Raw genomic sequence first — 15,864 nt, 5'->3', positions numbered from 1 at the left:
TTTAGCGCGTTGGAGCATGTTTCGGTCCGATAACCGGTTCCCACTTATCGGAACATGCTCTGGAGCGAGGCCTGTACCGACTTATTGGCCGGGGCGCGCAGCGCCTTCGCGGCGGGCCAGGAAGGCCAGACGTTCGAACAGGTGGACGTCCTGTTCGTTCTTCAGCAGGGCGCCATGCAGGGGCGGGATCAGCTTGGTGGGATCGCGTTCCTTCAGGGCGTTCTCGTCAATGTCTTCGACCATGAGCAGCTTGAGCCAGTCGAGGAGTTCCGAGGTGGAGGGCTTCTTCTTCAGGCCGGGCACCTTGCGCATGTCGTAGAAGATCCGCAGGGCTTCATTGACCAGCTTCTGCTTGATGCCGGGGAAGTGGACCTCGACGATTTCGTTCATCGTCTCGGCTTCCGGGAACTTGATGTAGTGGAAGAAGCAGCGGCGCAGGAAGGCGTCCGGCAGTTCCTTTTCATTGTTCGAGGTGATGATCACCACCGGGCGGATTTCGGCCTTGATGGTCTCATTGGTCTCGTAGACGTAGAATTCCATCCGATCGAGCTCCTGGAGCAGGTCGTTCGGGAATTCGATGTCGGCCTTGTCGATTTCGTCGATCAGCAGGACCGGGCGCTTGCCGGAGGTGAAGGCCTCCCAGAGCTTGCCCTTCTTGATGTAGTTCTTGACGTCCTTGACGCGCTCGTCGCCCAGCTGGCTGTCGCGCAGACGGGAAACGGCGTCGTACTCGTAAAGGCCCTGATGAGCCTTGGTGGTCGACTTGATGTGCCAGGTGATCAGTTCGGAATCGAGCGCCTTGGCGATTTCATAGGCCAGAACGGTCTTGCCGGTGCCGGGCTCGCCCTTGATCAGCAACGGACGCTCCAGGGCGATCGCGGCGTTCACCGCCACCTTCAGGTCGTCGGTGGCGACGTAATTCTCAGTGCCTTCAAAACGCTGCTTCATATGGGCTCCCCGGGACGACGCGACGGGGCGCCGGCTCTCGAACAATTGTTTCAAACTGGAGTCAGACTAGAGCCTGGGACGCGACATTCAAGGGCGTTCCGCGCGGAGAAGCCTTCTCCGGCGGTTTTGTAGCCTCTGCAGGGCAGATTTCCGTGGGTCAGTCCGTGGGGTTGGCGGCGTATTCGCCCAGGCTTGCGGCGATTTCCTGCATGACCGGGTCCCAGTTATTGAACTCTTCGGGCATGAAAAGCCGAACCTGGGGGTACCAGGGATATCGACCGGTGCCCATGCTGGTCCAGGCGGCCGGGGGCAGGATAAGCCAGGACGGCGCGCCGGCCGCGGCAGCCATGTTGAAGGTGGCGTTGGAGAAGCCGATCACAAGATCCATGGCGGCGCACAGGGCGACCACCTCATCCAGATCCTGTTTCAGGTCGATGCCCGGAGGTTGAATGATTTCAACACCGAAGTCTTCCCTGGCGCGGGCGAGTTCCGGATCACAATCCCCATACTGCAGATTGACGAAGGTGACCCCGGGGGTCTTCAGAATGGGCTCCCAGCGGTCAAAAGGCGAAAAGAACCGATGGCGACCATTGCTGATGATGCCGCTCTTCCAGAGAAGGCCGACCTTGGGCAGGTCAGAAACGGTTTTCAGCCAGTTGGACCAGTAGGCCACGCGTTCGGGGTCTGGCTTCAGATAGCCTACGCGATCCGGAAAGGCGTCCAGCGTTCTGCGGTATTCCCGCATGAAGGTCGCGATGGGAGCCCACATGTCAATGCCGGAGTAGTCTTCATCCATGAAGGGCAAGATTCTGAAATCCCTGCCATGAATTTTGTAAGTCCTGTGAAATCCTACAGTGGCATTTGGGAATGTTCTCTGAAAGAGATTCACCAACCGGTTTTCCACAGCCAGCGTAAGTTTACCTTCCGGACCAAGTTTTTCTATGATGTCTGGAATTATGGTTCCGTGAAGTATTTCATCGCCCAGCCCCTGTTCGCAAATTACCAGAAGGGACTTTCCATAGATCGACGACTTTGGCTCCCACTGCTGCAGGTCTCCAACATTGTAGATTATGCAGTCTGAAAAGTTCGGATTGCGCCGGGCTTCATACTCATCCCAACCAGCGCTGATGCGGCCCAGGTTCAACAGAATGCCCGCTCGCGCCAGCCTCATCATGCACAGTTCGTCCATAGCCTTTGTCTGGCTGATCGACTTGTCGCAATCCTGGAGCGCACCCTGGGCGTCGCCCATGGCCAGGCGCATGTTTCCCCGATTATAGCGGGCCTTGCTGAATTTGGGGTCGAGCCTCAGGCACTCATCATAGAAGATGAAGGCGTTTTCGATGTCGCCGATTTCGGCCATGACCGAACCAATGCCGTTCCACAGGATGGGCTTGTCAGGGTTCTTGTTCAGGCCTTCCTTAAGGACGTCGATGGCTTCATCAAACCGGCTCTGGTTGCGCAGCACGCAGCCCAGATTATTGGCCCCTTCAGGATGTCCGGGGAAACGCTGAAGGAAGAGCCGGAAGAATTTCTCGGCGCTGGCGTCATCGCCCATCCGGCTGGCGAGGCGGCCCAGATTGTTGAGGATTTCGCCGTCGTCCGGCAACAACCGCAGAGCGGCCTCGTAACAGCTGATCGAGCTGGTGAAATCGCCGGCCATTTCCCGGCACATGGCCAGGTAGTGCCAGGAAATCCCCGACTTTTCGTCAACCTCCAGGGCTTTCAGGGCCCAGGTTTCGGCGCGTTCGGGGTGGCCCCGACCCATTTCCACTGACGCCTTGCTCAGATATTGCTGCACAACCTCCTGTTTGACGCCGATGAGGCTGGCCGACAGGTTCAGCAGGGCCTGGCGCGAGGTGTTGTCGCCTGCAATGCCGGAAGACATGCGCGCCTGGGCTGGCGCGGCGACGATCGCTGCCGAACCCTCAAGGGCCAGCTTGTCAAACTTGACCTGCGCCATGTCCGGGTCTCCAGAGATTTCGGAATCTGTTTGGGTGGATAAGCGCGCGTCGAGGTTAAGCTTTGGCTAAGCCCGTTTGCAGGCCCCGCGACACCGTGACCGGAATTCCAGTCCGCAACTGCAAGGCGTCGTTAACCAGCCTGGATTATTGAAGGTGGGCTTGCGCCGCTTTGAACCGGCGAAAGCGCGCAACTGCCTGTTGCGTTTGTCCATGTCGCCGCCAGTCAGGGGAGCAAGTCTTGCCGCTCAAGTTGTCGCTCAGACCCGGCGAGAAGTTCGTGCTGAATGGCGCTGTCGTCCAGAATGGCGACAGGCGAGGGGTTCTCATCCTGCAGAACAAGGCCTCGGTTCTTCGTGAGAAGGACATACTGCAGCCCGAGGACGCCAACAGCCCGGCCCGCCGCATCTATATGCCTGTCATGATGATGTATATCGATGAGCAGGACGCCGGCCGGTACTATCAGGACTTTGTCCAGCGTCTCAGCGAGTTCATGGGGGCGATCCAGAACCCCGACGTGCTGGCCGTCTGTGTCAATGTCTCCAAGCACTGCATGGAGCGCGAGTACTACAAGGCTTTGATGCTCTGCCGGAAATTGATTGAATACGAAGACCAAAGGTTGGGGAATGTCGCTTCGCGCGTATCAGCAGACCTCGGCTAGGGCTGAAACTCCGCGTCAGGCGGAGTATCGGCTGTTTGCCCAGGTCACCATGGCCCTGATTTCGGCCGCCAAACTCGACCGCACTGATGTTGTGGGTCGTATGGATGCGCTGGACTGGAACCGGCGTCTCTGGTCTGCGCTGGGTGCTGACTGCGCTGATCCCTCGAACGAGCTGCCGGCTGAGACCCGCGCCGGAATTCTGTCCCTGGCGCTCTGGGTCGGCCGATATACGACCGAGGTCATAGCCGGTCGTGATGACATACAGGACCTGATCGACGTCAACCGCATGATCATGCAGGGCCTGTCCGGGGAAGCTGTCGCCGCATAGCCCGCCAGGGTCGGCTTTTGCCGACTTCATCTGGCCCGGCAGCAGGTTTGAACCGGCAAGTCATGCCCACCTGCGACTTTTACAGCGTCACCACGATACCGTGCTCGCTAGGGCGCCCAATTAATTCCATAAAATCAATATCTTAAAAACCGGCCGCGCTGGGGCTGGCTGGCCCGTGCCTTGCGATGGTCTGGGAAGCGAAGAATCGCTCACTGGCAGTAAGCCGGTAAACCCCCGACCAGAATGGAAGGACGTCTACGATGAACTCGTCGATTAACACCAACATGGGCGCAATGATTGCGCTCCAAAACCTTAATGTGACCCAACAGGATCTAGGAGCTACACAGACACGAATCAGTACGGGAATGAAGGTCGCCAACGCCAAGGATAATGGCGCGATCTTTGCGATCGCCCAGAACCAGCGTGGCACCTCGAGAGCATTGGGAATCGTTCAGGAGTCCCTGGCTCGCAGTCAATCGACAGTCGATGTGGCGTCAGCCGCCGGTAGTGTTGTCCAGGATCTGCTTCTGCAGATGAAGGAAAAGGCTCTGGCAGCGGTGGACGCTTCGGTGGACGCCACTTCCAGGTCCATCCTCAACACCGACTTCAAGGCCCTGCGCGACCAGATCACCAAGGCGGTGAACAATGCTTCGTTCAACGGAGTGAACATTCTGTCGGGTACGACTGTCGCGGCGCTGGCGAGTGAAACCGGCACCTCGAAGTTGACCGTTGTCGGCCAGACAATGTCTCTGGGCGGCGCGATCGTTACAGTCGCTACCACGTCCTCGTTCAACTCCGCAGCCACGGCGTCCACGGCGCTGGGTCTGGTGAACGCATCGATCATCAATGTTTCGACGTCACTGGCGAAACTTGGCACGAACTCGAGGGTCCTTGGGCAACACAAGGATTTCATTTCCAAGCTGCAAGATGCGGTGGACGCCGGCATCGGCAACCTTGTCGACGCCGACCTGTCGAAGGAAAGTGCGAAACTCCAGGCGCTGCAGACAAAGCAGCAGTTGGGGTACCAAGCCCTCTCCATCGCCAACCAGTCGCCGCAGTCTCTCCTGAGCTTGTTCAAGTGATGGGCGCATCGCCAGGCGGGTCCGAAAGGGCTCGCCTGGTGAGCTCTTTGAACCGCTAGGCGCTTTTTGCCGCGTGAGGTCGGCAATTTCTTCCCTAGCACCGCGTAACCCGGCAAAAGATGCCGAGAAAATACGTCCCTAACAAGGGTTTAATCTCACTATTTCAACGACTTATAGCGAGACAATAGCCCGTGGCCTTCTGGCCCGCCCCTTGCACTTAAGGAAACCGGAGCAAAACGCTCCAAGCCATCAAAACGATGGTGATCGACCTTAAAAACAAGGGTTTTACACAATGCCTATGGGTATTAACGTCAATCTGGCCGCGCAATCCGCTCTCCAGAACCTCAATCAGACCCAATCTGATCTGGCCGTCACTCAGCGCCGCATCAGCACCGGTCAAAAAGTCGCCAACGCTTCTGACAACGGCGCCACCTTCGCCATCGCCCAGAACCAGCGCGGCACTTCTCGCGCCTACAATACGGTCATGGAATCCCTGAACCGGGTTCAGTCGACCGTTGACGTGGCCTCGGCTGCGGCCGGCGTGGTCTCCGACCTGCTTCTTCAGATGAAGGAAAAGGCCCTGGCCGCTGTCGACGCCTCGACGGACGCAACTTCGCGCTCCATCCTGAACACCGACTACAAGGCCCTTCGCGACCAGATCACGAAGGCGGTCAACAACGCCTCCTTCAACGGCGTGAACATGATCAGCGGTACGGCGAACGCCACGATTTCGGCTCTCGCCAGCGACACCGGCACCTCCAAGCTGACCGTTGTGGGCAAGTCCATGACCCTCGGCAGCGCCAACGTCACCGTGGCGGCCAACAGCTCGTTCAACTCGGCGGCTACGGCCTCGACTGCACTGGCCGCGGTGAACGTCTCGATCGGCAAGGTGTCTGACGCCCTGGCCTCCTTCGGTACGGGTTCGCGGATCGTGACTCAGCATCGCGACTTCATCTCGAAGCTGCAGGACGCCGTGGACGCAGGTATCAGCAACATCACCGACGCTGACCTGTCGAAGGAAAGTGCGAAGCTGCAGTCTCTGCAGACCAAGCAGCAGTTGGGCTTCCAGGCGCTTTCAATCGCCAACAGCTCGACCCAGAGCCTTCTCAGCCTGTTCCGATAGGAACGTTGAGCGCGTCGCTTCGGCGGCGCGCCCAGCCAATGGCGGCGGGGAGGGCGACCTTCCCGCCATCTTTGGCCCAGCAGGGACGCCGATCAGGGCCAATACCCCCCGGCGAACGGAGAAATGGAAAACAGACTGGCAGCAATTCCCCCGCTTGTTGACGCAACAACCCTTACGCCTCCCACGGCTCCGACGCCTGAAGCAGCGCCGGCCCACCATGAGAAGCGCGAAACCCTCGCTCCTGGCATTGCGCCTGGCTCGCTCGCCTCGCAGATCGCCACGGGACAACTCGATGAGGCGGATCTCCGTCTGGTGATCGAGGAGGACAGGGGGTCCTACATCTACAAGACGATCAACCGCACGACGGGTGAGACCCTGGCCCAGTATCCCAGGGAAGACATCGTCAAGATGCGGGAAGCCTCTGACTATACTGCAGGCAGCGTCGTCAACGCGAAGGTCTGAAGCAGGGACCTAAGGTCCTGCAAATTAAGCGGTTTTCCCGTCGCCGTCCCCCGGCTGGCGGGCGTTGGCGCGTGGGCGTTAACCTTCTGCTCACCATAATTTCCTAATTTCATGGCCTATCCGGTCAGGACGGCGACTCGCAGTAGCAGGTCAGTCCTGGGCCGATCGCGCCATGGAGTTCAGAATGACCATCAGCGTACGCAGCAATAATCCGGCCCAGGTGGCCCTGCAGACCCTCAACGCCACCCAGGAAAACCTGGCGACCGTCCAGAACCGTGTCAGTTCCGGCCTTTCCGTGGCCAAGGCCAAGGATGGAGCAGCCGTCTGGGCCGTGGCGCAGGGGCAGAGGTCGGATCTTCACGCCCTGGCCGCCGTGAAGATGAGCCTCGATCGCGCGCAGTCCATTGCCGACGTGGCTGTGACTGCTGGAACTTCCGTCTCCAACCTCTTGTTGGAAATGAAGGAAAAGGTCCTCGCTGCGACAGATACCAGCCTGGATTCGACCTCCCGCGCAGCGTTGAACACTGATTTCAAGACCCTGCTGAACCAGATCGCCCGGATTGTTCAGGACGCCACCTTCGATGGCGCGAACATGCTCGACGGCAGTGCGGCGTCCCTTCGCTTCATGGCGAACGCAGATTCCAATTCCTATCTGACCCTTTCGGGGCAGAACCTCAGCCTTGGCGGCGCCGTGATCACCCTGGCGGCGACCGCGTCCATCTCGACTGTGACCCTGGCCAGTTCGGCCATGACCACCCTGACGGCGACCATTACCAATGTGAACCAGGCGCTTGGGACCCTCGGCGCCCAGTCGCGGCAGATCACGGCCCACAATTCCTTTGTATCCCGGCTGGATGACGCTGTGACGGCCGGCATAGGCAACATCGTCGACGCCAATCTCTCCAAGGAGAGTGCGCGCCTGCAGGCCCTGCAGATCCAGCAGCAGCTGGGAACACAGGCCCTGTCCATCGCCAATCAGGCGCCGTCCATCATCCTGTCCCTGTTCAAATAGCCTGTCCCTGACGCGGTAATTTTACGGGGCGTAAAGCCTTGTCGCCTAAAGCTTTAGCTTCGGACACCTGTCCGTGGACGGTTTGTGATGGCGATCAACATCAGCGCGAACATGGTCGGGAGTCTCTTCGGATACTCCAACTCGACCTCCGACACATACGAGCCCGTTGGCGTTGACACGTCTTCGCTGGCGGATCTGTATTCGGCCAAGCTCGGCGCTACCGGCTTTGCAACCTCCTCGGCCAACAAGAAGTACGCGCCGACCGCACCCTGGGCCTATTCCGCCTCTCCCAACGCAGCCAATGATCCCAAGGCCCTGACAGCGGCAGCCAAGGCGGCGCTGTCGGGCGGCAAGCTGATCAATGAGAACGCCGCCAAGCTCGACCTCGAAGGCGCGAGCGCGGACTACAAGAAGCTGTTCGCCCTTTATACGGGCCTCAACACCCTCTCTGGGGTCGCCGACCAGATCAACGGCAAGGATCTGTCGTCCGCCCAGAAGAACCAGATCAAGTCGACCTTCAAGAAGGGCCTGGCCGAGATCAACGCCTATGCCAACAGCCTGAAGTTCGAAGACATCCGGCTCACCCAGGGCGATACCTCCTCGACAGCTAAATCGACTGTGGGGGTCGGAAAGACGACCGCCAGCTATTCAACCCCACCCCTGGTGACCGGCAGTTCTTCAAATGTAGTGGACGCCTTCCAGGGGGATGTGCGGTTCACCATGTCGGTCAAACGCAGCGGGACCACCCGCAATATCGCCGTCGATCTTTCAGAGATGGGCGCGACGCCCCGCAGCCTGGTCAATGTGATGGGCTATCTCAACGGCAAGCTTTCCGCCGAAGGCGTTGCGACCCGGGTTGCTGTCGAGCGCATTCCCGGCGGTGACAAGATGGTCACTGTGGGCGGCAAGTCGGTGAAGGTCGGAACCAATCCCGACTCGTTCGCAATGAAGTTCAACCTGGACTCCGGCGATACGGTCACCATGACGCCGGTGGCGACCGAGCCTGCGGTCTACATCGCCCAGTCCACGGGCGATCCCGATCCCGACAAGAAGCCCCTGACCAAGGACGGCAAGATCACCCAGCAGCTCATAAAGGTGCAGACCGATACGAGCCTGTTTGCCGCGCCGACCCAGAAGGTGGGCGAGACCAACTTCTTTGACGGCAGGGTCTGGGCAAAGGATATCGACGCCGCTTCGGGGGTCATTCACGCCACCCAGGTCGGCCCGGACGGTGCGGTCTACACCCTGTCTGACGCGACGGCCAAGGTGGACGGCCAGGCGCTGAAAGGCGCCCAGGATGCTGTCCTTCAGAAGTACGACTCGGCAGGCAAGCTGCTGTTCACCCGCACCCTTGGCGCCACGACCAGCGCGGCCGGCCTGACCATGGCGATCGCTGCTGATGGCTCCATCGCCATAGCCGGGAAGGTCAATGGCGAGATCGGCGGCGCGGCGACCGGACCGTCGAATTCGCCCGACGCCACCACATCAGACAGCTTTGTCACCAGTTTCAATGCGGCGGGCGAGGAGCTCTGGACCGTAAAGCGTGGCGCCCGCAGCGATGATGAGGCGACCCATCTGGCCTTCGGCGCTGATGGCACCGTCTATGTCGCCGGCCGGACCCAGTCGGCCATGCCAGGCCAGACCGCCATCGGCGGATGGGACACCTATATCGAGGCTTTCAAGGCCGACTCCACCGGCAAGCCCCAGACCCTCTTCACCCAGACGGTTGGCACAACCGGCACGGACAAGCCCTCAGGTCTGGTGGTGGACGGTACGTCCATAGTGCTGGCCAACAACGAAGCCGGACGGGGGGTGCTCTATCGCTTTGATGTTTCGACCACCACGCCGACCCAGACAGCCAGACGCGATCTGGGCGACCTTGGCGGCGGGTCGATCGTCGGCCTGGCGCTCAATGGCGGATCCCTGGTGGTTGGCGGCAGCACCGGCAATGCAGCCCTGGCCGCCGGAACCGCCAACAATACCCTCAGCGGCAATCGCGACGGCTTTGTCGCCCAGCTCGGCACGACCCTGACCGCGGCCGCATCCGATCGGCTCAGCTTCTATGGCGGGACAGGCGATGATCAGGTGACCGGCATGGCCGTGTCCGCCGGCAAGGTGTTCCTGACCGGGCAGGCGGGGACAGATCTTCCGGGCCAGGCCGCCGTGGGGACCAAGGACGGCTTCATCGCCCAGGTTGACCCGGGCACCGGCGCTCTGGGCTGGTCGCGGCGCTATTCCGGCAAGGCCGGGTTCGTGACGCCCAACGCCATCGCCATCGACGCAACCGGCGCCAGCGTGCTCGACAAGCTGGGCCTGCCCAAGGGCGTCATGGGGGGCGTGGCTTCCAAGCAGCTTTCCGCCGCCAGCTCCCTGCGTCCTGGGGACTCATTCCAGGTGAAGGCCGGCGTCTTCGGCGTGAAGACCACCATCACGATCGCCGAGGGCGAAACCCTCGACACGCTGGCGGCCAAGGTGAAGCACGCCTTCGCCGGACAGGCGGCGGTCACCACGACGACCACCGACGCCGGCAAGAGCCTTTCGATCAAGCCGACCAACAATTTCAACACCTTGGAGCTGTTTTCCGGCCCGGATGGCAAGGATGCCCTGGCCGGGCTCGGCATTCCCGACGGCATTGTGCGGGCCACTGTGGTGTCCAAGGCAGGCAAGGTTGTTCCTGCCGACGGCAAGGGCCAGATCTATGGCCTGAAGCTGGACCAGCACATCAATCTGGAATCAGCCCAGGAAATCGCCCACACCGCAGCCGAGCTTGCTGCAGCCCTCGGCGTCATCAGGCAGGCCTACAAGGACCTGCAGGCGGCGGCGACCCCCAAGGCCGTAACCGAAGCCGCTGCAGCCTCCAACAAGCCCATTCCGGCCTATATGTCGGCGCAGATCGCCAACTACCAGGAAGCCCTGCGCCGCCTTGGCGGCTGATAGCGGCCTTGAAACCCGTCTAGGAGCAGTCTAGCCAAGCGCATGGAAGCGATTTGGCAGGCCCTCAAGGCGCGCCCCAACATTCTTATGGCGATCGGGGCCCTGGTCGCCCTGCTGGCGGGACTTGCGGTTGCGCTCCTGCTGTCCAGGGAGCACGCCGCCGATGCGGCCCTCGCGCCCCCGGCTTCCCAGGCCGGCCTGATTGTTGAAACCAAGGGAGAGGTCGACCGCAGCCTCGATCCCACGGCCCACCTCCGGTGCTTTGTCGGCGGCAGGTTTGTCGGTGAAGCCACCCTGGCCGAATGCGCCCGGAAGAATGGCGTGGCCACCGGCGCCCTGGACGTTGGCGTTGATCCCGGCGGCAATCTGGCGGCCGCCCAGGGGGCTGGCATGGGTCTGACGCCCTTGCCCCCCAAGGAGGTCGTGACGGCTGAGCCCGCCGAGATTCCAGCCGGGGAGGAGACCGACCGGAAGGTTTCCCGGGCGGGCCCTGAAAGCTGCTGGAAGTATGCCGCCGGCGAGTGGCGCAAGACCCCGACCGATGTCTCCCTCGATGCCTGCGTGCAGACCCTGTTCAACGGCCGCTGCGTACACGCCGGCGACGCCGCCTATGGTCGTTGGGCGTCAACGACCCTGCGCCTCGTGGCCGGAAGGGTGGAATCATCCACCGACAATCGAACCTTTTCCCCTTTGACCGAGCAGTCGCCGAATTGCGCTGTCGCGCCGGTCCCCTAAGGTCTGACCGACTTTTCCTGATAGGCCTTCGCCATGACTGCACTGAAGACGGTTTCCTGCCTTGCCCTCGCGGTCGCCGCCCTGGGGCTGAGCGCCTGCGCCGCCAAGACCCGTCCGCCTGGCGATCCCAATGTCTGCTATCATGTGCAGCCCCTGAAGGACGGAACCCTGAAATACAACAGGATGCCGTCGACCCAGAAGGATCTGGAGCACTGCGCAGCGGCGCTTGAGGCCATGCGCCTGCAGTTCCTGTCTATGGGCGGTTCGCAGCGCATGCTGGTGGGCGCCTATCAGGGCAATTTCATCTTCCTGCAGCCGGACGGCATATTCACGGCGCCGACCATGGAGTCACACAGGTACCTGGCCCTGGTCCGCACCGGCGACGGCCGTCTGACCCTGCCGACCGCCATCGCCCAGTAGGCCGCAGCGCAAGGTTCAACGACAGGAACGAAGATAGAACATTTTGGTTGATCAAGGGGTAGCCCTTGATTAGCCTGATCTGGTTTGAAAACTACGGAAACGACAGGAAAGTCTCATGGCGGGAAGCGTCAACAAGGTCATTCTGGTGGGCAATCTCGGCGCCGACCCTGAAATTCGCAGCCTGGGATCGGGTGATCGCGTCGCAAACCTGCGCATTGCGACGTCTGAGTCCTGGCGGGATCGCACTTCGGGCGAGCGCAAGGAAAAGACCGAGTGGCACCGGGTGGTGATCTTCAACGAGAACCTGGTGAAGGTGGCGGAAAACTATCTGAAAAAGGGCTCCACGGTTTACATTGAGGGTTCGATCCAGACCCGCAAATGGACCGACCAGTCGGGCGTCGAGAAGTTCTCGACGGAAATCGTCCTGCAGAAGTTCCGTGGCGAACTGACCATGCTGGGCGGTCGCGGCGGTGATGACGCCGGCGGCAGCCGCGATAGCGGCGACTATGCCGGAGGCGGCGGAGGCTTTGGCGGCGGCCGGGCCAATCCGGGCTCTGGCCCAAGGGAAGACTTCTCGGCCGATCTGGACGACGAAATCCCGTTCTAGGCTTCGCCTAAGCGCTGGATTTCTCAAGATATCCCGGATTTTCCTCCCGCTGAGCCCCGCAACTGGGGATCAGCGGTGGATGGCTTGTGGATGAATTGATCCTGGTCCGGAGTCCTGTTGGTCTTTCAGGTCGGCGAATGCTAACAAGGGGGGACGAATTTCTGTCCGATTCTAAGGGCTTACCTTTCCCTTGAGTGATGATCAAAACACCCCGTCTCTGGACGGTCGGCAGGGGGGTATAGCCCCTATTGCGATTGAGGATGAGCTGAGGCGCTCGTACCTCGACTACGCCATGAGCGTCATTGTCAGCCGGGCCCTGCCCGACGTGCGCGATGGCCTCAAGCCGGTTCACCGCCGGATCCTGTTTTCGATGAATGAGCAGGGCCACACCCCTGATCGCTCCTACGTGAAATCGGCCCGTGTGGTCGGCGACGTCATGGGTAAATATCACCCCCACGGCGACGTCGCGATCTATGACACCCTGGTCCGCATGGCCCAGCCCTTCTCCATGGGTCTGCTGCTGATCGACGGTCAGGGCAATTTCGGCTCGGTGGACAATGATCCGCCCGCCGCCATGCGATACACCGAGTGCCGCCTGACCAAGGCCGCCATGTCCATTCTGGCGGACCTCGACAAGGAAACCGTCGACTTCAAGGAAAACTATGACGGCTCGGAGTCCGAGCCCGTTGTCCTGCCATCGCGCATTCCCAACCTGTTGGTGAACGGGGCGGGGGGTATCGCCGTCGGCATGGCCACCAATATTCCGCCCCACAATCTGGGTGAGATCGTCGACGCCTGCCTGGCCTATGTCGATGACCCGGAAATCGGCCTCGACCAGCTGCTGGACATTGTTCCCGGGCCGGACTTCCCGACCGGCGGCGAAATCATCGGCCGGACCGGTGCGCGCAACGCCCTGATGACCGGGCGAGGTCCCGTCATCATCCGCGGCAAGGCGGCGATCGAGGATATCCGCAAGGACCGGGAAGCCATCATCATCACGGCCATCCCCTTCCAGGTGAACAAGGCCTCACTTGTCGAGCGGATCGCCGAACTGGTCCGTGAAAAGCGTATTGAAGGCGTCGCCGACCTGCGGGACGAAAGCGACCGCGACGGCATGCGTGTCGTGGTCGAGCTCAAGCGCGACGCATCGGCCGACGTTGTCCTGAACCAGCTCTATCGCTTTACGCCCCTGCAGAGCTCGTTCGGCGTCAACATGCTGGCCCTGGATCGCGGGCGTCCGCGGCAGATGGGCCTTCGGGACATGATTGTCGCCTTCGTGGACTTCCGCGAAGAAGTGGTGGTCCGCCGGATCAAGTTCGAACTGAGCAAGGCCCGCGATCGCGGCCACGTCCTGGTCGGTCTGGCCATCGCCGTCGCCAATATCGACGAGTTCATCCATATCATCCGGTCCTCAAAGGATCCGGCAGAGGCCCGTGAGCGCCTCGTCGCCCGCGACTGGCCGGCGGGCGACATGCTGCCCCTGGTGGAGCTGATCGCCGACCCGCGCAGCTTCGTCGTGGACGGCGGTAACATCCGCCTTACCGATGAGCAGTCCCGCGCCATCCTGGCCCTGACCCTGTCGCGACTGACCGGCCTTGGCCGGGATGAGATCTTTGGCGAGGCGCGCAGCCTGGCCGACCTGATCCAGGGCCACCTGACGACCCTGTCGTCCCGCGAAAACATCATGGCCATTGTCCGGTCCGAACTTGTCGAGGTCCGCGAGGCCTATGCCGTTCCCCGCCGCACGGAAATCGTCGACGGCGACGCCGACGTGGAAGACGAAGACCTGATCGCCCGGGAGGACATGGTCATCACCGTGACCCACGGCGGCTATGTGAAGCGGACGCCCCTGGTCACTTACCGCACCCAGCACCGGGGCGGAAAAGGCCGGTCGGGCATGTCGACCAAGGACGAGGACGCCGTCACCCGGGTCTTCTCGGCCTCGACCCATACGCCCATGCTGTTCTTCTCGTCCGGCGGCAAGGTCTACAAGCTGAAGGTCTGGCGTTTGCCGGTCGGCACGCCGACTTCGCGGGGCAAGGCCTTCATCAATCTGTTCCCGATCGAGCCCGGCGAAACCATCACTTCCATCCTGCCCCTGCCAGAGGATGAGGCCACCTGGGATCGCTTCGACGTCATGTTCGCCACCCAGTCGGGGGGCGTGCGCCGGAACAAGCTGTCGGACTTCGTGCAGATCAACCGGAACGGCAAGATCGCCATGAAGCTGGATGACGGCGACTCCATCATCGGCGTGGGGCTCTGCAATGCGGCCCAGAATGACATACTTCTGACCACGGCCCTGGGCCGTTGCATCCGCTTCGCCACGGAAGAGGTCCGGGTCTTCGCCGGCCGGGAATCCACCGGGGTGCGGGGCATACGACTGGCCGACACCGATCAGGTGATCTCCATGGCCGTACTGCGGTCTGTGGATGCGACCGCCGCCGAGCGGGCCGCCTATGTGAAGCATGCCAACGCCATGCGTCGGGCCGAACTGGGCGCGGATTCCGGAGAGGCCGAAGAAACATCGGCGCCGACCGACGACGAAGAGGCCGAAGGCGAGGATATGGCCTCCCTGAGTCTGGAGCGGATCGCCGAGCTGGGCGCCGCAGAGGAACAGATCCTCACCGTTTCTACCGAAGGCTTCGGCAAGCGGACATCTGCGTATGAATTCCGTCGCACCGGACGGGGCGGGCAGGGGCTGCTGGCCCAGGACCTCTCCAAGAAGGGCGGCCGCCTGGCGGCTTCCTTCCCTGTGGACGAGCATGACGAGATCCTGCTGGTCACGGACCAGGGGCAACTGATCCGTACCCCGGTGTCCCAGGTTCGCGTCGTCGGCCGTAACAGCCAGGGCGTCACCATCTTCCGTACAGCCGAAAACGAGCATGTCGTCTCTGTTGAGCGCCTTGCAGACCAGGGCGGCGATGAGGATGACGGTGATGCTGGCGGTGAGGGCGAGGACGTTTCCGGAGCGCCGGACGCATAATCGTGTTCGCCCCTGGCAAGTTTGCACTTGCCAATCTGTCGCAGGACGGCGAAACGCCAGATAAGAACCAGTTGGGGATCAGGTCACATGGCGACCCGCATTGGGTTTTATCCCGGGACGTTTGATCCCATCCACAATGGCCATACCGACATCATTGGTCGGGTGGTCAAGTTGGTGGACAAGCTTGTCCTCGGCGTGGCCATCAATACCGGCAAGGGGCCCATGTTCAGCCTCGACGAGCGTGTCGCTATCGTCGAAGCCGAAGCTGCAGCCCTGAGCGGATCCACCGAAATTGTTGTCATGCCCTACGAAGGCCTGACCATGCATTTTGCCCGGCATATCGGTGCCAATGTCATTGTCCGCGGCCTGCGCGCCGTGTCTGACTTTGAATTCGAGTTCCAGATGACCGCCATGAACCAGCAACTGGATCGCGAGATCGAGACCGTGTTCCTGATGGCCGATCCCCGGCATCAGGCCATCGCCTCGAAGCTGGTCAAGGAAATCGCCCTTCTGGGCGGAGATGTGAGCAAGTTCGTCAGTCCCCGGGTCAAGGAAGCCCTGCTGGCCAAGGTTGGCCGGACTCCGCCTCAAAACGGCTAAAGTCCCGCTCC

14 protein-coding genes are annotated in these 15,864 nt (G+C 61.5%); 12 read left to right on the top strand and 2 right to left on the bottom strand.

Annotated elements, in window-relative coordinates:
* Positions 1-81 precede the first annotated feature (81 nt).
* The gene (locus tag CFE28_11290; protein ID OYU70521.1) at positions 82-948 is read right to left on the bottom strand and encodes an ATP-binding protein; all 867 of its coding nucleotides are present in this window, start codon (positions 946-948) and stop codon (positions 82-84) included.
* A gap of 157 nt (positions 949-1,105) precedes the next feature.
* Entirely contained in the window at positions 1,106-2,908 is a 1,803-nt protein-coding gene (locus CFE28_11285) for a flagellar protein FlbA (protein ID OYU70520.1), read from the bottom strand.
* Positions 2,909-3,147: 239 nt separating this feature from the next.
* On the opposite strand from CFE28_11285, the gene CFE28_11280 reads away from it, so the two are divergent.
* The 12 genes from CFE28_11280 (at position 3,148) to CFE28_11225 (ending at position 15,853) form a co-directional block, all read left to right on the top strand.
* Positions 3,148-3,567, top strand: coding sequence for a flagellar biosynthesis repressor FlbT (locus tag CFE28_11280; GenBank protein OYU70519.1), 420 nt, complete (start codon positions 3,148-3,150; stop codon positions 3,565-3,567).
* Positions 3,533-3,895, top strand: a complete 363-nt coding sequence (locus tag CFE28_11275; GenBank protein ID OYU70518.1) for a hypothetical protein — start codon at positions 3,533-3,535, stop codon at positions 3,893-3,895. Before CFE28_11280 ends, CFE28_11275 begins: the two co-directional genes overlap by 35 nt.
* 260 nt (positions 3,896-4,155) lie before the next feature.
* Entirely contained in the window at positions 4,156-4,977 is an 822-nt protein-coding gene (locus tag CFE28_11270; protein ID OYU70517.1) for a flagellin, read from the top strand.
* Between the two features lie 292 nt (positions 4,978-5,269).
* Entirely contained in the window at positions 5,270-6,100 is an 831-nt protein-coding gene (locus CFE28_11265) for a flagellin (protein ID OYU70516.1), read from the top strand.
* A 273-nt stretch (positions 6,101-6,373) separates the two neighbouring features.
* On the top strand, positions 6,374-6,562 hold the full coding sequence (locus tag CFE28_11260; GenBank protein ID OYU71678.1) for a hypothetical protein: 189 nt from the start codon (positions 6,374-6,376) through the stop codon (positions 6,560-6,562).
* Between the two features lie 184 nt (positions 6,563-6,746).
* Complete coding sequence (locus CFE28_11255) at positions 6,747-7,574, top strand: flagellin (GenBank protein OYU70515.1); 828 nt, start codon at positions 6,747-6,749, stop codon at positions 7,572-7,574.
* Positions 7,575-7,661: 87 nt separating this feature from the next.
* Entirely contained in the window at positions 7,662-10,508 is a 2,847-nt protein-coding gene (locus CFE28_11250; protein OYU70514.1) for a hypothetical protein, read from the top strand.
* Positions 10,509-10,550: 42 nt separating this feature from the next.
* Positions 10,551-11,243, top strand: coding sequence for a hypothetical protein (locus CFE28_11245; protein OYU70513.1), 693 nt, complete (start codon positions 10,551-10,553; stop codon positions 11,241-11,243).
* 33 nt (positions 11,244-11,276) lie between these two features.
* Positions 11,277-11,663 (top strand): hypothetical protein, encoded by a 387-nt coding sequence (locus CFE28_11240; protein ID OYU70512.1) that lies wholly within the window; start codon positions 11,277-11,279, stop codon positions 11,661-11,663.
* 115 nt (positions 11,664-11,778) lie between these two features.
* Complete coding sequence (locus CFE28_11235; protein OYU70511.1) at positions 11,779-12,270, top strand: single-stranded DNA-binding protein; 492 nt, start codon at positions 11,779-11,781, stop codon at positions 12,268-12,270.
* Positions 12,271-12,460: 190 nt separating this feature from the next.
* Positions 12,461-15,253, top strand: coding sequence for a DNA gyrase subunit A (locus tag CFE28_11230; GenBank protein ID OYU70510.1), 2,793 nt, complete (start codon positions 12,461-12,463; stop codon positions 15,251-15,253).
* A gap of 87 nt (positions 15,254-15,340) precedes the next feature.
* Entirely contained in the window at positions 15,341-15,853 is a 513-nt protein-coding gene (locus CFE28_11225) for a pantetheine-phosphate adenylyltransferase (GenBank protein OYU70509.1), read from the top strand.
* Positions 15,854-15,864 lie beyond the last annotated feature (11 nt).

The organism is Alphaproteobacteria bacterium PA2, assembly GCA_002256425.1.
Lineage (GTDB): Bacteria > Pseudomonadota > Alphaproteobacteria > Caulobacterales > Caulobacteraceae > Phenylobacterium.
The sequence above is the reverse complement of the archived record's forward strand: the minus strand, read 5'-3'. Positions and strand labels throughout refer to the sequence as shown.

What these genes read in the sequence shown, in the direction of transcription:
- CFE28_11245 (OYU70513.1), top strand. Translation starts at nt 10,551, where the DNA reads ATGGAAGCGATTTGGCAGGCCCTCAAGGCGCGCCCCAACATTCTTATG.
- CFE28_11265 (OYU70516.1), top strand. Translation starts at nt 5,270, where the DNA reads ATGCCTATGGGTATTAACGTCAATCTGGCCGCGCAATCCGCTCTCCAG.
- CFE28_11285 (OYU70520.1), bottom strand. Translation starts at nt 2,908, where the DNA reads ATGGCGCAGGTCAAGTTTGACAAGCTGGCCCTTGAGGGTTCGGCAGCG.
- CFE28_11275 (OYU70518.1), top strand. Translation starts at nt 3,533, where the DNA reads ATGTCGCTTCGCGCGTATCAGCAGACCTCGGCTAGGGCTGAAACTCCG.
- CFE28_11235 (OYU70511.1), top strand. Translation starts at nt 11,779, where the DNA reads ATGGCGGGAAGCGTCAACAAGGTCATTCTGGTGGGCAATCTCGGCGCC.
- CFE28_11250 (OYU70514.1), top strand. Translation starts at nt 7,662, where the DNA reads ATGGCGATCAACATCAGCGCGAACATGGTCGGGAGTCTCTTCGGATAC.
- CFE28_11240 (OYU70512.1), top strand. Translation starts at nt 11,277, where the DNA reads ATGACTGCACTGAAGACGGTTTCCTGCCTTGCCCTCGCGGTCGCCGCC.
- CFE28_11225 (OYU70509.1), top strand. Translation starts at nt 15,341, where the DNA reads ATGGCGACCCGCATTGGGTTTTATCCCGGGACGTTTGATCCCATCCAC.
- CFE28_11255 (OYU70515.1), top strand. Translation starts at nt 6,747, where the DNA reads ATGACCATCAGCGTACGCAGCAATAATCCGGCCCAGGTGGCCCTGCAG.
- CFE28_11290 (OYU70521.1), bottom strand. Translation starts at nt 948, where the DNA reads ATGAAGCAGCGTTTTGAAGGCACTGAGAATTACGTCGCCACCGACGAC.
- CFE28_11270 (OYU70517.1), top strand. Translation starts at nt 4,156, where the DNA reads ATGAACTCGTCGATTAACACCAACATGGGCGCAATGATTGCGCTCCAA.